At 74.0% G+C, this 18,231-nt stretch carries 16 protein-coding genes; 2 read left to right on the forward strand and 14 right to left on the reverse strand.

The genetic code is table 11. The annotated features are described in order from the left end of the window. Positions 1 to 91 precede the first annotated feature (91 nt). The 5 genes from ACIBAD_RS27925 to ACIBAD_RS27945 all read right to left on the reverse strand — a co-directional run bounded on the left by ACIBAD_RS27925 (position 92) and on the right by ACIBAD_RS27945 (position 6,392). A complete protein-coding gene (locus ACIBAD_RS27925; RefSeq protein ID WP_134076308.1) occupies positions 92 to 1,066 on the reverse strand; it encodes an aromatase/cyclase in 975 nt (324 codons plus the stop codon). 76 nt (positions 1,067 to 1,142) lie between these two features. Beyond that, a complete protein-coding gene (locus ACIBAD_RS27930) occupies positions 1,143 to 2,096 on the reverse strand; it encodes an aromatase/cyclase (protein WP_398909280.1) in 954 nt (317 codons plus the stop codon). Continuing rightward, complete coding sequence (locus ACIBAD_RS27935; protein WP_134076310.1) at positions 2,096 to 2,914, reverse strand: SDR family NAD(P)-dependent oxidoreductase; 819 nt, start codon at positions 2,912 to 2,914, stop codon at positions 2,096 to 2,098. Before ACIBAD_RS27935 ends, ACIBAD_RS27930 begins: the two co-directional genes overlap by 1 nt. After that, entirely contained in the window at positions 2,911 to 4,737 is a 1,827-nt protein-coding gene (locus ACIBAD_RS27940; protein ID WP_134076311.1) for an FAD-dependent oxidoreductase, read from the reverse strand. Before ACIBAD_RS27940 ends, ACIBAD_RS27935 begins: the two co-directional genes overlap by 4 nt. A 59-nt stretch (positions 4,738 to 4,796) precedes the next feature. Further along, complete coding sequence (locus ACIBAD_RS27945; RefSeq protein ID WP_134076312.1) at positions 4,797 to 6,392, reverse strand: class I adenylate-forming enzyme family protein; 1,596 nt, start codon at positions 6,390 to 6,392, stop codon at positions 4,797 to 4,799. 156 nt (positions 6,393 to 6,548) lie between these two features. Between ACIBAD_RS27945 and ACIBAD_RS27950 the strand changes: the two genes are divergently transcribed. Further along, positions 6,549 to 6,992, forward strand: a complete 444-nt coding sequence (locus tag ACIBAD_RS27950; RefSeq protein WP_134076313.1) for a nuclear transport factor 2 family protein — start codon at positions 6,549 to 6,551, stop codon at positions 6,990 to 6,992. Between the two features lie 117 nt (positions 6,993 to 7,109). Here ACIBAD_RS27950 and ACIBAD_RS27955 read toward each other — a convergent pair whose 3' ends face one another. The 8 genes from ACIBAD_RS27955 to ACIBAD_RS27990 all read right to left on the reverse strand — a co-directional run bounded on the left by ACIBAD_RS27955 (position 7,110) and on the right by ACIBAD_RS27990 (position 15,941). Continuing rightward, on the reverse strand, positions 7,110 to 7,538 hold the full coding sequence (locus tag ACIBAD_RS27955) for an EF-hand domain-containing protein (RefSeq protein WP_398909283.1): 429 nt from the start codon (positions 7,536 to 7,538) through the stop codon (positions 7,110 to 7,112). After that, positions 7,511 to 9,697, reverse strand: coding sequence for a condensation domain-containing protein (locus ACIBAD_RS27960; protein ID WP_134076315.1), 2,187 nt, complete (start codon positions 9,695 to 9,697; stop codon positions 7,511 to 7,513). Before ACIBAD_RS27960 ends, ACIBAD_RS27955 begins: the two co-directional genes overlap by 28 nt. A 264-nt stretch (positions 9,698 to 9,961) precedes the next feature. Next, positions 9,962 to 11,245: an FAD-dependent monooxygenase gene (locus ACIBAD_RS27965; protein ID WP_398909286.1), complete on the reverse strand. Its 1,284-nt coding sequence runs from the start codon at positions 11,243 to 11,245 to the stop codon at positions 9,962 to 9,964. Between the two features lie 4 nt (positions 11,246 to 11,249). Beyond that, positions 11,250 to 11,513: an acyl carrier protein gene (locus ACIBAD_RS27970; protein WP_134076316.1), complete on the reverse strand. Its 264-nt coding sequence runs from the start codon at positions 11,511 to 11,513 to the stop codon at positions 11,250 to 11,252. Between the two features lie 43 nt (positions 11,514 to 11,556). Next, entirely contained in the window at positions 11,557 to 12,825 is a 1,269-nt protein-coding gene (locus tag ACIBAD_RS27975; RefSeq protein ID WP_134076317.1) for a ketosynthase chain-length factor, read from the reverse strand. After that, positions 12,822 to 14,087 (reverse strand): beta-ketoacyl-[acyl-carrier-protein] synthase family protein, encoded by a 1,266-nt coding sequence (locus tag ACIBAD_RS27980; RefSeq protein ID WP_134076318.1) that lies wholly within the window; start codon positions 14,085 to 14,087, stop codon positions 12,822 to 12,824. Before ACIBAD_RS27980 ends, ACIBAD_RS27975 begins: the two co-directional genes overlap by 4 nt. Beyond that, on the reverse strand, positions 14,084 to 14,848 hold the full coding sequence (locus tag ACIBAD_RS27985) for an alpha/beta fold hydrolase (RefSeq protein ID WP_134076319.1): 765 nt from the start codon (positions 14,846 to 14,848) through the stop codon (positions 14,084 to 14,086). Before ACIBAD_RS27985 ends, ACIBAD_RS27980 begins: the two co-directional genes overlap by 4 nt. Before the next feature lie 271 nt (positions 14,849 to 15,119). Continuing rightward, positions 15,120 to 15,941 carry an AfsR/SARP family transcriptional regulator gene (locus tag ACIBAD_RS27990; RefSeq protein WP_134076320.1) on the reverse strand — a complete coding sequence of 274 codons (822 nt, stop codon included), beginning with the start codon at positions 15,939 to 15,941 and terminating at the stop codon, positions 15,120 to 15,122. Positions 15,942 to 16,154: 213 nt separating this feature from the next. Here ACIBAD_RS27990 and ACIBAD_RS27995 point away from each other — a divergent pair, with 213 nt between their 5' ends. Then, a complete protein-coding gene (locus ACIBAD_RS27995; protein WP_134076321.1) occupies positions 16,155 to 17,120 on the forward strand; it encodes an AfsR/SARP family transcriptional regulator in 966 nt (321 codons plus the stop codon). On the opposite strand, the gene ACIBAD_RS28000 is transcribed toward ACIBAD_RS27995, so the two are convergent. Then, on the reverse strand, positions 17,046 to 17,969 hold the full coding sequence (locus ACIBAD_RS28000) for an MBL fold metallo-hydrolase (protein ID WP_398909394.1): 924 nt from the start codon (positions 17,967 to 17,969) through the stop codon (positions 17,046 to 17,048). The two genes, ACIBAD_RS27995 and ACIBAD_RS28000, sit on opposite strands and share 75 nt — an antisense overlap. Positions 17,970 to 18,231: the final 262 nt, after the last annotated feature.

Raw genomic sequence — 18,231 nt, forward strand, 5'->3', positions numbered from 1 at the left:
CACATTTCGCTGACGCGCCACTGACACGCCGCCGGAGCCGTGCCGGAGCGCCACCGTCGAGGAGGGCGGCCGCCGCTTCGGGCGGCCGAGGCTACGTCGACGCCGCTCCCGACAGGGTGCGGATGGCCGTTTCCGCGTACCGCTTGGCGAGGTTGAGGGTCGCGGTGCTGTTGCGGCCGAGCGCCTCGCGCACGTACGACCTGGCGTCGTCGAGGCCGGCACCGGGGCCCAGGACCCGCTCGACGGCCTCCTCCCGCAACAGCACGCTGTGCTGGGAGATCGCGGTCACCCCGGTCTCGTCGGGGATCAGCGACCACTCACCGGTGTGCGCGGCCATCAGGGCGGGCGTCGCGGTCTGCTTGTAGACGATGCGGCCCGCGTGCGGGAAGCACACCCGCACGGACTCGGTGGTGTGTGCCGCTCCGTCGGCGGTCACGGTGTCCATGCTCAGCAGCTGGACGCCGGGCTCGTCCTCGGTGACGGCCACGCGCGAGACGTGGGGGACGCGCTGCGGCCAGTCGGCGACCCCGTAGAGGAACTGGTATGCCAGATCGGCCGGTCCGTTGATGCGTACGGAGTCCTCGAAGGACAGCAGCAGGCCGTCGAGCCGGGTCCAGCGCTCGGCGGCCTCCTTCAGCTGCGCCAGCTCGGCACGGCTGTTGGCGTCGGTCGCCCGCTTCGTCCAGTCGACGTCGGCGGGCCGGTCGGCGGCGACTGCGAAGTCGTGCAGCAGGGTCAGTCGCGAGCGGTGGGCGCCCCGGGGCTCCACGATCCAGCTGCCGCCCATCGCGACGACGGGAGCGGGCGGGACCTCCTGGCGGAAGTCGATCCGCAGGCGGGGCGCGTCCAGGATCCGGCGCGAAAGCCAGGACTTGACGCTCCCGTTCGCGGTGACCCACATGTGGAACCGGTCCTGGGAGCCGTCGAAGTCGAGCCGCTCGACGTGGATGCTCGGCGGGATGAACAGCGGCCACTGCGTCGTGTCCGCGATCAGACCGTAGACCACGCCGGCCGGCGCGTTCACATCGACGGCATAGGACGTTCGGTGGACCTGCTGGACGGACATCGCCACACCTTTCCCTCACACTTGGTCCAGAGCCTGTCTGTGACCGCCCGAGTCCCCCTCGAGACGGCCTGGAGCCTCAGCGCGCGAGCGCCGATTCCGCATGCTGTTTGGCGTACGTCATGGTCGCCGTGCTGTTGCGGCCCAGAGCCTCGCGGACGTACCTGCGGGCCGCCGCGAGGTCGGCCGAGGGGCCCAGCACCCCGGTGACGGCCTCCGCCCGGAGCACGACGCTGTGCCGGGAGACGACGGTCGAACCGTACGCGCCGCCGGTCACGGTCCACACACCGGTGTGCGCGGACATCAGGGCGGGGGTGCGGGTCTGCTTGTAGACGATGCGGCCCGCCGCCGGGAAGCACACCCGCACCGATTCGGTGGTGTGCGCGGAGCCGTCGGCGGTGAGCGTGTCCATGGCCATGACCTGCACACCGGGCAGATCCTCGGTCAGCTCCAGCCGCGAGACGTGCGGCAGCAGCCCGGGCCACTGCTCGGCCCGCTCGAGGAACGCGTATACCAGCTCCGGCGGGGCGTCCACGTCCACCCGGTCCTCGAAGGACATCACCAGTTCGTCGAGCCTGCCCCAGCCCTCGCCCAGCTTCGCCAGGTTCGCCAGCTCCGCACGGCTGTTGGTGTCGGTGGCCCGCTCGACCCACTCGACGTCCTCCGCCCGGTCGCCCTCGACGGAGAAGTCGTGCAGCAGCGTCAGCCGGGACCGTTCGGCGCCCAGCGGCTCGACGATCCAGGTGCCCGCCATCGCCGACAGCGGGGCCGCGGGCACCTCCTGTCGAAACTCGATGCGCCGCGCGGCCGCGTCGAGCACGCGGCGCGAGCTCCAGGACTTGACCTGGCCGTTGGCCGTCGCCCACATCCGCAGCCGCTCGTTGACGCCGTCGAACTCCAGCCGCTCCACGTGCACGTTGGGCGGGAAGTACAGCGGCCACTGCTCGGGGTCCGCGATCAGTCCGTAGACCACGCCCGCAGGGGCGGCCACCTCGGTCTCGTGCACGGTGCGGTGCACCCGCTCGGCCGCCATCAGAAGTTCCCCAGCCCGCCGCAGACGTTCAGCGCCTGTGCGGTGACGGAGGCGGCGAGGTCCGTGGTGAGGTAGCCGACCATGGCCGCCACCTCCTGCGGGGTCGCGTACCGGCCCAGCGGGATCTTCGCCTCGAACTGCTCCTGCACGGCCTCGGTCGTGGTGTCCCAGGCCGCCGCGTAGCCGGCCCGCACGCGCTGCGCCATCGGGGTCTCCACGTAGCCCGGGCACACGGCGTTGACGGTGATCCCGGCCGGGGCCAGCTCCTTGCCGAGGGCCTTGGTGAAGCCGACGACGGCGTGCTTGGACGCCGAGTAGGGGGCGCCCAGCAGGACGCCCTGCTTGCCGGCCGTGGAGGCGATGTTGATGATCCGTCCCCACGGAGCCCCGCCGAGGCCCCCGTTCTTGAGGACCTCCCGGGTCAGCAGGAAGACGCTGTTCAGGTTGGTGTCGATGACGTCGTACCAGAGCTCGTCGCTGATGTCGGCGGTCGGACCGCCGCCGCTGCGCCCGGCGTTGTTCACCAGGACGGACACCGGGGCGTCCCACTCCGCCACGGCGGCGGCGACCAGCTCCGCCACCGCCTCGCGGGAGCGGACGTCGGCGGCGGCGCCGGCGACGTCCAGGCCCTCGGCGCGCAGCTCCTCGACGGTCCGCTTGACGTCCTGCGGGGTCCGCGCGCACAGGAACACCCGGTGCCGGCGCGCGGCCAGGTCCCGTACGACCGCCAGGCCGATGCCGCTCGTGCCGCCGGTGACCAGGGCGACCGGCTTCTCCGGCGCCGTCGGCAGCGCTGACGGTGTTGACGATGTGGTCATCGTGTCCCCTCCAGAACGCGTGGTGAGGTCTCGACCGTGTCCTGGAGTTCTGGAGACGCGGTGGAGGAGGGATCGAGGACCGGCACCATGCCGATGGCCCCGGCGGACGCGGCCGCGGCGGCGGCCAACACCAGCTGCGGGGAAACCCGGACGGGCCGCTCCGCATCGCGGATCACGTCCGGGAGCATCGCCGGCGCGCCCAGCGGCGCCAGCGCCCGGGCGAGCACGCGCCGGGTCAGCTCCGAGCCTCCGGCGGCGACGTAGCCGTCGGGCCGGATCAGCACCCAGCCGCCCGCCCCGAGCCCCAGCGCACCGCGCAGCAGCCCCTCGGGGTCCGCCAGCGGCCCGGGCCCGCCGCCGGTCCGGGCGCCGTCCGCGCCGTACACGGTCCGCACCGACAGCCACGTGCCGTGCGTGTTCGCCGCCGCGGCCGCGACCCGTCCGCCCTCGCCCGCTCCGCCCGCCGACCACACCAGGGACCAGCGCGTGTCGCGCAGTTCGGCGCGCAGCGCCCCGCAACCGGGGTCGTCCGGGTGCAGGGCGGCCGCGGCGGCCGCGCGCGAGCCCGCGGGCACCGGCATCAGCGGGTCGGGCGTGGTCAGCGGGCTCTCGGGATACGACACCAGCAGCCCCGACATACCGCCGAGCACCTTGCGCTGGATGGCACGGCGCAGCGGCGCGACGGCACGCACGAAGGTGAAGGCGATGGGCAGGCCCACGCCTGCCAGGCTGTTCTTGAACTGGACCAGGAAGGTGGCCTTGCGGGTCGAGCCCAGCAGTTTCCTGCCGATCGGGACGCGCTCCTGCCCGTAGGTGACGAGCAGTTCCCTGCCCGCCTGCCCCCGGGCGGCCATGGCGAGTTTCCAGGCCAGGTTGTAGGCCTCCTGAATACCGGTGTTCATGCCCTGTCCAGAGGCGGGGCTGTGGACGTGGGCCGCGTCGCCCGCCACGAAGCAGCGGCCCTCGTGCATGCGCGGCACCATGCGCTGCTGGAAGGTGAAGACGGAGGTCCAGTCGGGTTCGCCCACCCGCACCGGGCGGCCGAGCCCGGCGCTCAGCTTCTCGGAGAAGCGCTCCGCGGCCTCGCGCGCCCCTTCCGTCCGGCCCGCGGGCGCGGTGTCGAGCAGCCGCCAGTAGCCCTCGCGCTGGTAGGGGACCATCATCAGGGCCTGGCTGCCGGTGTGCGCCCAGTAGATGGTGTCCGGCGGCAGGTCGGTGGAGACGGCCGCGTCGGCCAGTGCCCAGGTCTCGCTGGACTCGCCGAGCAGGGGGAGGCCGAGCTGTTTGCGCACCGTGCTGTGGCCGCCGTCGCAGCCGACCAGCCAGGGCACCTCGTACTCCTCGGCACGGCCGTCGGCGTGCTCGAGTCGGGCGCGTACGGTGTGCCGGTCCTGTTCGAGGGAGGTCAGCCGCACGCCCCATTCGACGGTGACGCCCAGCCGGGCCACGGCCTCGCGGAGCACCTGCTCCGTCTCGGTCTGGCCGATGACGACGGTGTACGGGAACCGGGTGGGCATCGAGCGGTAGTCCGCCTCGAGCCGGACCAGGCGGCTGCCGCGCGCGAACATGGTGAAGGCCCGGTTCTTGCGCCCCCGCGCGAGCACCCCGTCCACGACCCCCATCTGGTCGAAGGTCTCCAGGGTGCGCGGGTGGACCGCGACCGCGCGGCTGGTGGGGGCCGGGCCGGGGGCGGCGTCGACGACGCGCACGCGCAGTCCCCGGCGGGCCAGCTCGTGGGCGGCGGTCAGGCCCACGGGGCCCGCCCCCACCACGAGTACCCGGGGGGACCCTGCCGTCGGGGGTGTACCGGCGTTGCTCGCCACAGTGGTCGCTCCTCTGGTCGTACGGGATGAAGTGCGCGGGCCGTGCGGGCCGGACGGGTTCACGCCGCCACCGCCTCCGCCTCGGCCCGTCCGCGCAGGCTCTGGCGCAGCGTGCGCCGTTCGGGCTTGCCGACGGGGCACCGCGGCACCGCGTCGAGCACCTCGACGCGGCGGATCTGCTCGTGGTCGTTCAGGCGGGCGTTGGCCCGCTCGACGATGGAGTCGAGGACGTCGAGCAGGCCGGGCCCGGTGGGATCGCGCAGCACGATGCCGGTCCACACGAGCGCGCCGTGCACCGGATCGGGCCAGCCCGCCACGATGCACTCGGCGACGCGCGGGTCGGCGCCGATGACGTCCTCGATCCCGCTGGGCGAGACGAGTTCGTTGTCGTACTTGAAGACGTCGTCGAGCCGGTCCACCAGGAACAGCACGCCGTCCTCGGCCAGGTACCCGACGTCCCCGGTGGAGAACCAGCCGTCCGCGTCGATCGGCGAGGGGGCGCTGTCGTCGAGGTAGCCGGCCATCACCTGCGGCCCGCGTACCTGGACCTCGCCGGTCGCGTACACGTCGAGCGGGGTGCCGGTGCCCACGGCGGTGATGCGGCATTCGGTGCCCGGTACGGCGGGCCCCACCGAGCCGCTCTTGGGGCTGCGCGGGTCCTGGCAGTGGGAGAGCGGGGAGAGTTCGGCCAGCCCGTACCCCTGGATGACGGGCACGCCGAGGCGGGCGCGCAGGGTGCGGGCGGCAGTGGGGGACAGGGCGGTGCCGCCGGAGAGCACCGCGGTCAGGCGGCGCCCCGCCGGGAAGTCGTCGGTGAGCCGCTCGTCCTGGGCCAGGCGGTGCAGGCGCGCGGGGAGCCCGTAGTAGTGGGTGGCCTCGGCGCGGGCGGAGGCGGCGAGCGAGGCGAGGGGCTCGGGGTCGGTGCACAGCACCTGGCAGGCGCCCGCGTAGACGCCCGAGTTGAGGTGCATGGTGTGGTAGAGCGGCAGGTGGTTGAGGGTGACCGAGTCGCTGCCGAGGTTGTGCGCGGCCGCGGTCTGGGCGGCGTTCGCCACCAGGTTGCGGTGGGTGAGCCGCACGCCCTTGGGACGGCCCGTGGTGCCGGTGGTGAACTGGATGCAGGCGACCGAGTCCAGGTCGACGGCCCCGGGCAGCTCCGTGCGCTCGGGCGCGCGGGCCAGGACCTCCGCCAGCGGGAGGGCGTCGCCCGGGACCACGCCGTCGGGCGCGTCGGTGACGACGACGGAGCGCAGGTGCGGCAGCCGGTCGCCCAGTTTGACGAGGAGTTCGGCGGTGGCGGTCGGTACGAAGGCCACCTCGACCTCGGCGGTCCGCAGGACGTGGAGCAGGCCCGCCTGCTTGATCAGCGGGTTCACCAGCACCACCGTGTTGCCGCTGCGCACCGTCCCGTAGTAGGCGGCGGAGAAGACGGGGTCGAGGACGTTGGCGACCCCGACCCTCGCCCCGCGCCGGCCGAGGGTGTGCTCAAGGTAGGAGGCGAAGCGGTCGGCGCGGGCGTCGAGCTCCGCGAAGGTCACCGTCGTCGCGAAGCCGGTGCCGGTGGCGGTCCGGACCGCCAGGCCTGCGGGGTCGCGGACCGCCGCCCGGCGCAGCAGGCCGTCCAGCGGGAGTTCCGGGTACGCGAATCTCGCCATGGTGCTCTCCTCCTGGCTCCCGACGGGGCGGCCGCGGCTGCGGCGCCACCCCTGGACGTGTCGGCCCAGCCTGGGCAGCGGCGCTTGAGGAGTCTTCGAAGAGCGCTCGATCTGCGGTGCGGATGCTGTCGGAAACCGATGGAACGGAGTTCCCCCATGACAGCGACGACGACGGCGGCAGTGAGGGAGTTCGGCCCGCTGTACGCGGAGGTCCAGCAGTTCTACTCACGCCAGATGCAGCTCTTCGACTCGTTCGAGGCCGAGCCGTGGGCGCGGACCTTCACCGAGGACGCCGTCTTCGACGTGCCGACGCTGCCCGCGCCGGTGGTCGGGCGCGCGGCCCTCGCCGCTAACGTCCGGCGCAACGCGGAGGTACACGCCGGCAGCGGCGAGCTGCTGCGGCACTGGCTCGGCATGCTGGACGCGCGGCCGCAGCCCGACGGCACGGTGCACACCCGCAGCTACGCGCTCGTGTACCTGACCCCGCGGGGCGGCGAGTCGAAGGTGCACCGGGTGTGCGTGATGGAGGACGTACTGGTCCCCGCCCCGGAGGGCTGGCAGGTCGCCCACCGCCTGGTGACGCGCGACGACCTCCCCTGACCGTGCGGCCGGCGGCGGGAGTTCCGGCGGGAGCAGGGGTGCTCCGGGCACCGCGGAAAGCGGACGGCCCCCGTCCGGCCCTGTCACCGGGCTGTACGGGGGCCGTTCGCGAGTCCGCTACTTCAGCAGCGTCCGGAACTCCTCGAAGTCGAGGACCCCGTCGTGGTTCGCGTCGGCCGCCATGGCCTTCTTGACCTCTTCCGCGAGGTGCCCCTGGGCGCCCTCGGCCTTGAAGCCCTCCGCCAGTTCGACGATGTTGATCCGTCCGTCGCCGTCCGTGTCGATCTCGTCGAACAGTGCCCTGAGTTCGGCCTCGGTCATGACGTTTCCCCTCTCGCGTGCGCAGGACCGTGAAGGTCCACATGACCCACCACCCTGGCAGATCCCTCCGTGAACCTCCGCGCCGTACCCCCGAACGGGTGCACCGCCCCGTGTGCCCGGGGTTGGCCCCACCCTCGGGCGGGTGGGTGGCGGGATCGTCCCGTCCGGCCGAGTCCGGACCTGCCGCCCCGACCCCGCTACGACTCGTGGTGGGCGGCGGCCCACAGGGCCCGGGAGAGGTTCTGGGCCGAGGCGGGGCCGCCGTCGGCGGTGCCGCCGATCGACACCAGCGGGGCCCGCCAGCCGTGGGCGCCGATGCGCTCGGCCACCTCGTACGCCACGGCTCCGCCGCCGGAGAAGCAGCCCAGCAGCAGCGGTTCGCCCGCGGTGAGGAACGGCCGCAGCGCCTCGAGGCAGGCCGTGGCGTCGGCGGGGGCATCGAGGGTGACCAGCGCCTGCAGTCCCCGGTGGGACCGCGCCACCCCCGCGTAGCACTCCGCCGGGGCGTCCGGGGGCGGTACGAGGAACACCGTCCCTGCGCCGGGATACGCGGCGGGGCGCAGCGTGACCAGCCGGGGCGCGGCCGGGTGCGGTGCGGCCACCGCGCCCGGCAGCGGCAGGCCTTCGAGCAGCGTCAGCGCGTCGGCGACGGTGGCGCGGTGGAGGTCGGTCTCGGGGAGCTCGCGCAGCAGGAGCGCGGTCTGCTCGAGGATCCGGGCCGCGTCGGCGTCGGCGAGGCGGGCCCGGTCGCTGTCGGCGGTCAGGACGAGGCCGCCCGCGCGGTCGTGGCGGGCGGTGAGGACGAACGGCAGCCCGGTGTGCGCCTCGACGGTCTCCGCGGGCCCCACGCGGACGTCGGCCGCGGCCAGTTCCTCGTGAAGCGGATCGCCCACACCGTCCGCACCCGGGAAGACGGGCACCCGCTCGAAGGTGATCAGCGATTCGGTGTGCGGCGGCTGCGCGGGACCGTCGCTCCCGCGGATCTGCTCGCGGATCTGCCCGGCGGAGACCCACTCGTACGCGGCGAGGCCCAGCGACCGGTCCCGGAGATCGGTCAGCAGCCGGGCGAGCGGTGCCCCCGGGTCCACGTCCGCGGACAGCGGGAGCGGGTTGTGGAGCGGGCCGGGCAGCCGGTCCGCGCCTTCGAGGGATATGCCGCGGCCGGAGACGCTCACGCCGAAGGCGACCGGGACGCTCTCGCCGCCCGCGCCGGGCGAGGCGGCCCGGTGCAGTTGCAGGGCCCAGGCCGCGTGCAGGGCGGTGCTCTCCGCGACCCCGCACGAGGCGGCCCATCCCCGCAGCCGTAACGCTTCGGTGGGGTTGAGCCGCTCCACGGCCCGGCCGTACCGTCCGCCGCCCGCAGGTGCCGGAGCGGGGTCCGGAGCCGGACCGGGGCCCGCCACCGGGGCGACCGCCGGCAGCGTACGGGCCCCGGCGGCCGGGGCGGCCCGGGTCCAGAACTCGCGGGCCGGGCCCTGGTCCCGGGCGCCCAGCCAGCGCAGGTGGTCGGGCAGCCCCGGGCGGCGCTCGCCGCCCGCGGCGCGGCCGTCGGCCGCGTACGCCCGCAGGAAGGCGCGCAGCAGCATGTGCACGCTCGGGGCGTCGAGCAGGGCTTGGTGGTACGTCAGGACGATCCGGGCGTCGGGGGCGTGGGCTCCGGGCGGTCCCTCGACGCAGTGGACGCTCAGCGGGCCGGGCCGGCCGAGGTCGAAGGGCTGCTCCTGGTCGGCGCGGAGCACGGCGGCCCAGCCGGCCGCCCCGTCGACCGCTCCGTCGGGCTCGTACGGATCGTGGCGCACCCGTATCTCGGCCCGCTCGTGCACGGTGACGACGGGCCCGCTGCCGCCCCGGCCGGGGCCCGGGGCGAACGCGGCGCGCAGCACGGACTCGCGGTCGCAGACCGCCTGCCAGGCCTGGTCGAACCGGTGCCGGTCCAGCGGCCCGTACCAGCGCAGGTGCAGCTGCCCGACGTGGAGCTGAGATCCGGCCGGTGCGGCCATGGCGTCCAGCAGCACCTCACGCTGGCGGGTGGAGGCGGGCAGCCCGGCGGCCGCTCCCGCCTGGTGCTCCGCCCGGCCGGGGGGTGGCAGCTGCGTGACGGCGGCCGGTACGCCCGACCGCCGGCCCGGTCGGCCGTCGCCCGCAGCCGGGTCGGTGAGCAGGTCCGCGAGCCGGCCGGCCAGGCCGGGCCGTTCGGCGGGCCGCTCACCGGGCCGGCAGGTGAGCTGGAGGGTGTGGTGGGTCGCGGTGTGCCGGCGCAGCGTCGGCTCACAGGGGGCGGCCATGGCGAGCGCGCTGGCCAGGAGCGGGGCGTCGAGGGGGCCGAGCAGGTCGAGAGCGAGCGGTGAGCCGGGCGCGATCACCACGGTCATGGCTCCGTCCATGCGCCCCTCCCTCCTCAATGCACACCCCTGGAACGCCTCCGAGAAGGGCGGGTCAAGTACAAGTCAATTCTCAGGCAAGGTCTGGCAAAAAGGCAAGCCTAGGACTCCGAATGTCTTGTTCTACGTGAAAGTTGGCAAGTTCCATGGAGAACTGCCCCATTTTCAGGCCGATTCACGCAGCCGCCCGAATCTGTCCTGTTCTGGCCATATCGATATGTACGAGGCCGGATCAGGAAGATCAGGCCGGCCCGCCACGACGCACCGTCACAGGGACCGGTTGACCTGCAGCACCGGGAACAGGTCGGTGCGGACCTCCGCCGGATCCTGGCCGTACGCGACCTCCCGGGTGATCTTCGTGCCGATCGGGGTGCGGGTGACGACCGCCGCGGCCCTCGCCCGCAGCAACGCGGCGGCCGGCCCGCCCCCGCCGAACAGCGAGCGGGCCTGCACGGCCTCCATGCGCTGCACGGCGGCCGCGGCCGGGGCACGCCGGTCTCGGTAGGGGGCGAGGCGCCGCGCCGTCGGCTCCCCGTCGGCCAGCGCGGAGACGAGCACGGGGTGCAGCGCGGCGGCGTCCTGGAGGGCCAGGTTGATGCCCTGGGCGCCGATCGGGCCGTGGGCGTGGGCGCTGTCGCCGAGCAGGACGAGCCCGTCGCGCACCCATTCCCCGGCGTGCGAGGCGAACACGTCGGACAGGGTCAGGTCGGCCATCGAGGTGATCTGCTCGTGCACGAGGTCGGCGTACTGCGGCAGCGCCCCGGCCAGTTCCCCCCGGATGCCCTCGATGCCGCGCCGCACGGCGCCGCGCCGGACGCCGTGCGGCAAGATCCAGCCGATCCGCAGCCGGCCGGGGTGGCTGTCGTGGACGAGTACGGCGCCGCCCGCCGCGCGGTGCACCCGCGCCTGCCCGGTGGCCCCGCCCGGCACGTGCAGCGATGACCACACCACCTCGTGGGTGCGCGATTCCCGACGCCCGGCGTCGATGCCGGCGAGCGCACGGGTCTTGGAGAACCGGCCGTCGGCGCCGGCGACCACCCGGGCGCGCACGGTGACGGGCACCCGGTCGGGGCCGTTGACCACGGCGCCCGTACAGGGGCCGTCCGGGCGCTTCTGGCGGAGCATGGCGATCCGGTGCCCCTCGAGCAGGGTGAATCCCGGCAGTTCCCGGCAGGCGGCGAGGAGTTCCTCCAGCAGGTGGGGCTGCGGGAGGGCCAGCAGGTGGTCGTACGGGGCGCGCAGCCGCCCGTAGTCGATGTCGAGCAGCACCCGCTCCCGCTCCAGCACCTGGAACCCGCGCATGCGGGCCGCGCCGCGGGCCGTCGCCCCGGCCAGGACGCCAAGCTCGTCGAGGATGCGCTGGCCGCCCGGCTGGAGGATCTCCCCGTGGAACTCGCGGTCGAACGCGGTGGAGCGTTCGACCAGGGTGACGTGGACTCCGGAGCGCAGCAGCATGAGCGTGAGCGCCAGCCCGGCGGGGCCGGCGCCGATGACGCAGACGTCGGTGTCGAGGGTGGCGCCCGTGTCGGTGGTGGGGGGTTCTTGGATCACGGAATCAGGCCGCTGCCCGTGCGGAGAGCACCTCGTTGACCATGGCGAGGTAGCGGCGGGGGGTGTCGGCGTCGTCGAGGGCCTCTTCGTCGAGGAGCACGTCGTACTCGCGCTCGATGTGGCCCGTGGTCTGGAGGACGGCGAGCGAGTCGTAGCCGAGCTCGAACCAGTTCAGGTCGAGAACGTCGCCGTCGAGGTCGACGCCCTCCTCCTCGCCCGCGCACTCGCGCAGGATGCGCTTCAGGTCGTCGAGTTCCAGCCGCTCCATGGTCTCCCTCTGTTTCTGGTGGGTGGCGTGTTCCGGGTACGGGTCAGGCGTCGGCGGCGCGTACGACCACGGCGGAGTTGAAGCCGCCGCGGCCGCGGGCCAGGACGAGCGCGGTCCGCAGCGGCAGCCCCGTGGCCGGGGCGGGCGCGCCGGTGACCAGGTCCAGCCGGTACTCCTCGGCCGGGAGCTCGGTCCCGGTGGTCGGCGGGATCAGCTGGTCGCGCAGGGTGAGCAGGGCGGCGGCCACGTCGAGGGCGGCGCCCCCGGCGGCGAGGCGCCCGGTCATCGACTTGGGCGCGGTGACGGGCACCCCGTACGGGCCGAACAGCGCGGCGATGGCCTCGGCTTCGGCGCGGTCGGCTCCGCGTTCGCCCGCCGCGTCGGCGAAGACGACGTCGATCTCGTCGGGGTGGACGCCCGCGTCGGCCAGCGCCAGTTCCGCGGCCGCGCCGAGCCGGGAGGCCCCGTCGGCGTCGAAGGTGGCGGCGTGCCCGGCGAGGACGCCGTGGACGCGGGCGCCGCGCCGGCGGGCCTCCTCGGCGCCCTCCAGGACCAGCAGCGCGCCGCCCTCGCCGGCGACGTGGCCGCTCGCGTCCTCGGCGAACGGCAGATAGGCGCGGGCCGGGTCCTCGCTGTCGGTGAGCCCGCCGCCGGCCAGATAGGCGGCCCAGCCCCAGGGGCAGAGGGCGGAGTCGATGCCTCCGGTGACGACGAGCTCGGCGCCCTTGCGGATCTGGCGGCGGGCGTGGGCCATCGCGTCGAGCCCGCCGGCCTGCTCGGAGACGATCACTCCGGAGGCCCCGCGCAGGCCGTGCTTGATGGAGATCTGACCGCTGTTGACGGCGTAGAACCAGGCGAAGGACTGGTACGCGGAGACGTGCTGGCCGCCCTTGCTCCACAGCGCCTGAAGCTCCTGCTGGCCGAACTCGAAGCCGCCGAAGGAGTTGGCGGTGACCACGCCGGCGGCGTGCTCGGGCAGCTGCGCGGGATCGGCCCCGGCGTCGTCGAGTGCCTCCTTCGCGGCGGCCAGCGAGAGCCGGGTGACGCGGTCGGTCTGCGGCATGAGCCGGCTGGAGACGTGCTCGGCGTCGACGAATCCGGGCACCTCCCCGGCCAGCTTCGCCGGGTAGCCGCTCGCGTCGAACCGGCTGACCGGCCGGATGCCGGAGCGGCCGCGCAGGACGGCGGACCACCAGGCCTCGGTGCCCAGCCCGTTGGGGGCGGCGACCCCGATGCCGGTGACGACGGGGGCGGCGGTACGGGAAGCCCCCGGGGAGGGGGCTGCGATCGGGGCGGCGAGAACGGTGGTCATCGGTCCGCCTTCAGGGTCGGGCTGGTCAGGATCATGGCGCTCTGGAACCCGCCGAAGCCGCTGCCGACGGTCAGGACGGCGTCGGTGCGCTGCCGCCGGGCGGTCAGCGGGGTGTAGTCGAGGTCGCAGGCCGGGTCGGGCTCGTGCAGGTTCGCCGTCGGCGGGACGGTGTCGTGCTCGATGGCGAGGGCGCAGGCGGCCACTTCGAGGGCCCCGATCGCGCCGAGCGAGTGCCCGATCATCGACTTGATCGAGCTGACGGGGACCTCGTACGCCCGCTGCCCCAGGCTCCGCTTGAACGCCTCGGTCTCGTGCTTGTCGTTCTGCTTCGTGCCGGATCCGTGCGCGTTGATGTAGTCGATGTCCCCGGGCACCAGCTCGGCCTCGGCGAGCGCGGCCGTGATGGCGGCGGCCATCTCGATCCCGTCGGGCCGCAGGCCGGTCATGTGGTACGCGTTGCTGCGCGAGGCGAAACCCGAGATCTCGGCGTAGATGTGGGCATGGCGCGCACGCGCGTGCTCGTACTCCTCGATGACGAGGACCGCCGAGCCCTCTCCCAGGACGAACCCGTTGCGGGTGCGGTCGAAGGGCCGCGAGGCGGTCTCCGGCTCCTCGTTGCGGGTGGAGGTGGCGCGGATGGCGTCGAAGCAGGCGGCGGTGATCGGCGTGATGGGCGCCTCGGCCGCGCCGGTGACCATCACGTCGGCGCTGCCCTCGCGGACGAGGTCGACGGCGTGCCCGATCGCGTCGAGGCCGGAGGTGCAGCCGGTGGACACGAGCGCCACGGGCCCCTGGGCCCCGACGGTACGGGCCACCTCGGCCGCCATGGAGCTGGGGACGAAGTAGTCGTACAGGTGGGGCACCGCCTTGGTGTGGTCGACGAGCGTACGGGTGCCCTGCTCGCTGACCACCCCGTACTGGGTGTCGAGGCCGGTGGTGCAGCCGAGCGCGCTGCCGAGGGTGACCCCGGTGCGCGTGGCGTCGTACGAGCCGGCCAGGCCGCTGTCCGCGAGGGCCTCGCGGGCGCTGACGACGGCGAACTGGGCGGCGCGGTCCAGGCGGCCGGCCTGCTCCGCGGTGAGCCCGGACTCCTGCGGGTCGAAGTCGGCTTCGGCGGCGATCCGGGAGCGGAATCCGGAGGCGTCGAAGAGGGTGATGGCGCGGGTGGCCGTCCGGCCGTCGGTCAGCAGCGACCAGAATTCCTTGGTGCCCGGGCGTCCCGGGGCCACGACCCCGATGCCCGTGATGACAACGCGTCTCATGATCGGTCCCCGTGTTCTGTGTGGTGTTGGCGCAGCACGATGCGGGCGGCCCGGCCGAGCATCCGGGGCAGTTCGGTGCCCCGGACGAAGAAGTGGCCGCCGGGCACGGTCCGCCGTACGAGCCGGCCGGTGGTCCAGCGCTGCCAGCCGGCGGCGGCCGCCGGGCCCACGAGGGGGTCCTCGGTGCCGGTGACCGCGAGCACCGGTACGGGCACGGGGCCGGGCGCGACCGGCGCGACGGCGGCGGCCCGCAGGTTGCGGGCGAGGCGCAGGTCGGCGCGGAGCACGGGGAATACGGACCGGAACCACACGTCTCCCGGCTGTACGCCGGGCGGCAGCGCGTCGAAGCGGTCCAGGACGCGCAGCAGTTCCTCGTCCGGCAGCCCGGCGGAGTTCGCGAGGGCGGCCGGCAGGTCCGGCGGCGGGCTGGCACCGACGGCCAGCAGTGCGGGCGCCGGCAGCCCGTACTCCAGGGCGGCGTGGGCGACCGTGAGGGCGACCGTCGCGCCGAGGCTGTGCCCGTAGAGGACGTAGGGGGCGCCGGGCTCGTCGGCGATCTGCTCGAAGAGCGGCTTGAGGTCGGCCAGGAGCTCGTCGCGGGTGGTCAGCCGGACCTCGCGGCGCCGTTCGTCGCGCCCGGGCAGCAGCCAGGGCGTGGTCCTCACTCCGCTCCCGGCGAGCTTGTCCCACCGGTAGAACGAGGACACTCCGGCCCCCGCGTGTGCGAAACAGTGCAGTCGTACGGCCTGTCCGTCGCCCATCGCCACCTCCCAGGAACCCCACCGCGTAGGCCTCGACCCTCACCGAAGGCGCTTGAGACCGGCTCGAATCGGTGTGCACGGGGGCCGGGACGCGGTGCGGACGGTGGGCGGCCCCGTACCGGGGCGGGACGGGCGGGGACGACGGTGCGGCGGTGCGGCGGTGCGGCGGTGCGGCGGTGCGGCGGTGCGGCGGTGCGGCGGTGCGGCGGTGCGGCGGTGCGGCGGTGCGGCAGCCTGCGGCCGAGGGCGCCCGCACGGCACCCCCGGCCGCCTAGGCGGCGTACAGGTCGAAGGTCGACCCGCGGCGCGGCCCCGCCACCACGTCCAGCGCCGGATCCACCGTCAGCATCGCCTGGTGCAGGCGCTGCAGCTGCGGCGACGGCTCCACTCCGAGTTCGTCGATCAGGCGGTTGCGCAGCCTGCGGTAGACGTCCAGGGCGGTGGCCTGGCGGCCGGAGCGGTACAGCGCGACCATGGCCTGCGAGTGCAGGCCCTCGTGCTGCGGGTGCCGGGCGATCAGCTCGGCCAGCTCGGCGATGACCTCGACGTGGCGGCCGAGCCGCAGGTCGGCGTCGATGCGCCGCTCGACCGTCACGAGCCGGCTCTCCTCCAGCCGCATGACCTCGATCTCCAGGATCGGCCCCACGCGGACGTCGACCAGCGCCGGGCCGTTCCACAGTCCGAGCGCCTTGCGCAGCAGGTCGGACGCGGCCTCGTCGTTCCCCTCCTCGTACGCGTGCTGTCCGCCCGCCATGAGGGTCTCGTACTCGTGGACGTCGACCGCGTCCGGCGGAATCTGCAGCAGGTAGCCGCCGTGCCGGGTCGCGAGGACGTCCTTGGCGCTGCCCGGAACGCCCGGCCCCATGGCCGTGCCGAGTCTGCGGCGCAGCTGCAGGATGTACGTCTGCAGCGTGGTGAGCGCGCTCTGCGGGAGGTCGGTGCCCCAGATCTCCTCCATGAGGGTCTGCACGGGCATCACCCGCCCCGGATAGAGCGCGAGCAGCGCCAGGATCTGGCGCGGCTTGCCAGCCGTCGGAACAATCGAGCCCCCGTTGACCTCGGCACTCAACGGACCCAGAACCTGAATCTTCACGGTGTCCTCCGTATTTCGTCGAGTTCCCATCGATTTTCAGCCTTCGACTCCGGCACCGTATCGGTGGCCGGTACGCAGTCCCCGAATTCTCGAGCAGGCATCGAGCCACCCTCCGTCCCAAATGGTTGCACGCTGAAAACACGATGGTAGATTCCGCTCAGGGCATGAGAACCGGCACATATTTCATTTCCGCCGGGAAGGGGCAGCGGAACCGTGGACGACGACACCCGAGCGGACTTCCGCGTCCTGGGCCCGGTGAACGTGCTCGACCGCCGCACGGGGACGTATGTCGCACCCTCCGGAGCCAAACAGCGGGCGCTGCTCGGCGCCCTGGTGGTCCGGGCCGGCCAGGTGCTTCCCGCCGAGCGGCTCATCCACGAGCTGTGGGGAGACCGCCCGCCGGCGGGTGCGGCCAATGCCCTGCACGCCCATGTGGCCCGCCTGCGCCGCCTGCTCCACGCCGCCGCGGGCCACGACCCGATCTCCACCCACACGACGGGCTACGCGCTGGGACGCTCCGCGACGCGGACGGACGCCCACCGCTTCCACGACCTCTCCTCGACGGGCCGGGCAACGCTCGCCGCCGATCCCGTTCGGGCGGCGGAACTGCTCGGCGACGCACTCGCCCTGTGGCGCGGCCCGGCGCTGGAGGGCAGCGGGCAGGGGCCCCTGTGCAGGCGGGAGGCGGAGCGGCTGGAGGAGCTGCGGCTGACCACGCTGGAGACGCTGTACGACGCCCACCTGCGCAACGGGCGGTCCGCCGAGGCCGCCCGGGAGCTGGAGCGGCTGACAGCCCGCCACCCGGTGCGCGAGCGGCTCTACGACCTCCAGATGCTGGCCCTGTACCGCTGCGGCCGCCAGGCCGAGGCACTCGGCGTGTACGAGCGCGCGCGCCGCCGGCTGGTGGGCGAACTCGGCGTGGAACCGGGCCCGGCCCTGCGGGGGCGCATGGAGGCGATCCTCCACCACTCCCCTTCCCTGTCGATGCCGGACCCGGACGTCTCGCTCCACGAGCTCGGCAGCGCGATAGCCCGCCTGGGCACGCGGATCGAGGCGCTGGCGCGCGAGCAGGAGCGGCTGGTGCGCCGCTTGAACAGCCTGACCTCAGGCGTGACACTCCAGGGGCCGCCCGTGGAAGGCGGTCATCTCCTCGAACAGGGCGCCGACGTCGAGGGGTGATCCCTCGGGCAGCAGGCCCTGTGCCTCCACGTAGCCGCGGTGGAGGTTGGGCAGCAGCCGCTCGGGGTCGAGCAGTTCCCCGTACGCCCCGAGGTCGGTACCACGGGCCAGCTCCAGCGGGGTCACCCCGGCCGCGACGCCCTCCCTGGCCAGCCCCTGCACCCAGCGCAGGTAGCCCTCGTTGGCGTCGAACACCTCGGGCCCAGCGACGGGCCCGTGACCGGGCACGACGGTGGTGGCGCCCAGCCCCCGCAGCCGCTCCAGGGCCCGCAGGCTCCCTTCGACCGACCCCATGACGCAGAACGGGGTGACCCCGTTCATGACGAGGTCGCCGGTGAACAGCACGCCTTGGTCGGGCAGCCAGACGACGGTGTCGTCGGTGGTGTGGGCGGCCGGTCCGATGTGGACGAGCTCGGCCCGGACCTCCCCCACGTGGAGCGTCGTCCGGTCCCGGAAGGTCAGTTCGGGCGGCCGGATCTCGATGTCCCCCCAGCACACGTCGGGCCACAGCCCGGCCATGTGCAGCCCTGCGGCCCGGACCATGGCCCGGGTCCGCTCGTGCCCGATGGTGAGCGCTTCCGGAAAGAGGAAGTTCCCGTAGGTGTGGTCGCCGTGGAAATGCGTGTTGACGAGCGCCCGGGGGGCCCGCCCCGCCACCCGCAGCACGGCCGCCCGCAGCTTCCGGGCCCGCTCCTCGGTGGCGGCGGTGTCGACGAGCGCACTGGACCCGCCCTGGCTGATGATCCCCGCATTGTTCAGGCACCACCCGCCCTCCGGCTGCACATAGGCGTGGACCCCGTCGCCGACCTCGAGAATGCCGCTCTCCCCGCCCACGCCCGCTTCTCCCATTCCATCGAAGACCAAGGATGAAATGCTCCCCCGCCACACTCGATCACCGCTCGATTTCCAACCTCCCGACGCACGATGGCGCCCGGGATAACCCGCCCCTCAATTCCATCTCGAGCGGTTTTCCGCCCGCCCTGCCCCCCGCGTGAACCGCGACCCGCGGAACCCATGACCGCATCCGCTTCGGCGCACTGCACCGCCGGCTCCCGGCAGCGCCTCGCCGCCGGCGAGAGGGGGGCGAGGTGTTCCGGGAGCCGGCCGGGGC

The organism is Streptomyces sp. NPDC051109 (assembly GCF_044455885.1).
In the GTDB taxonomy this organism is placed as follows: Bacteria; Actinomycetota; Actinomycetes; order Streptomycetales; family Streptomycetaceae; genus Streptomyces.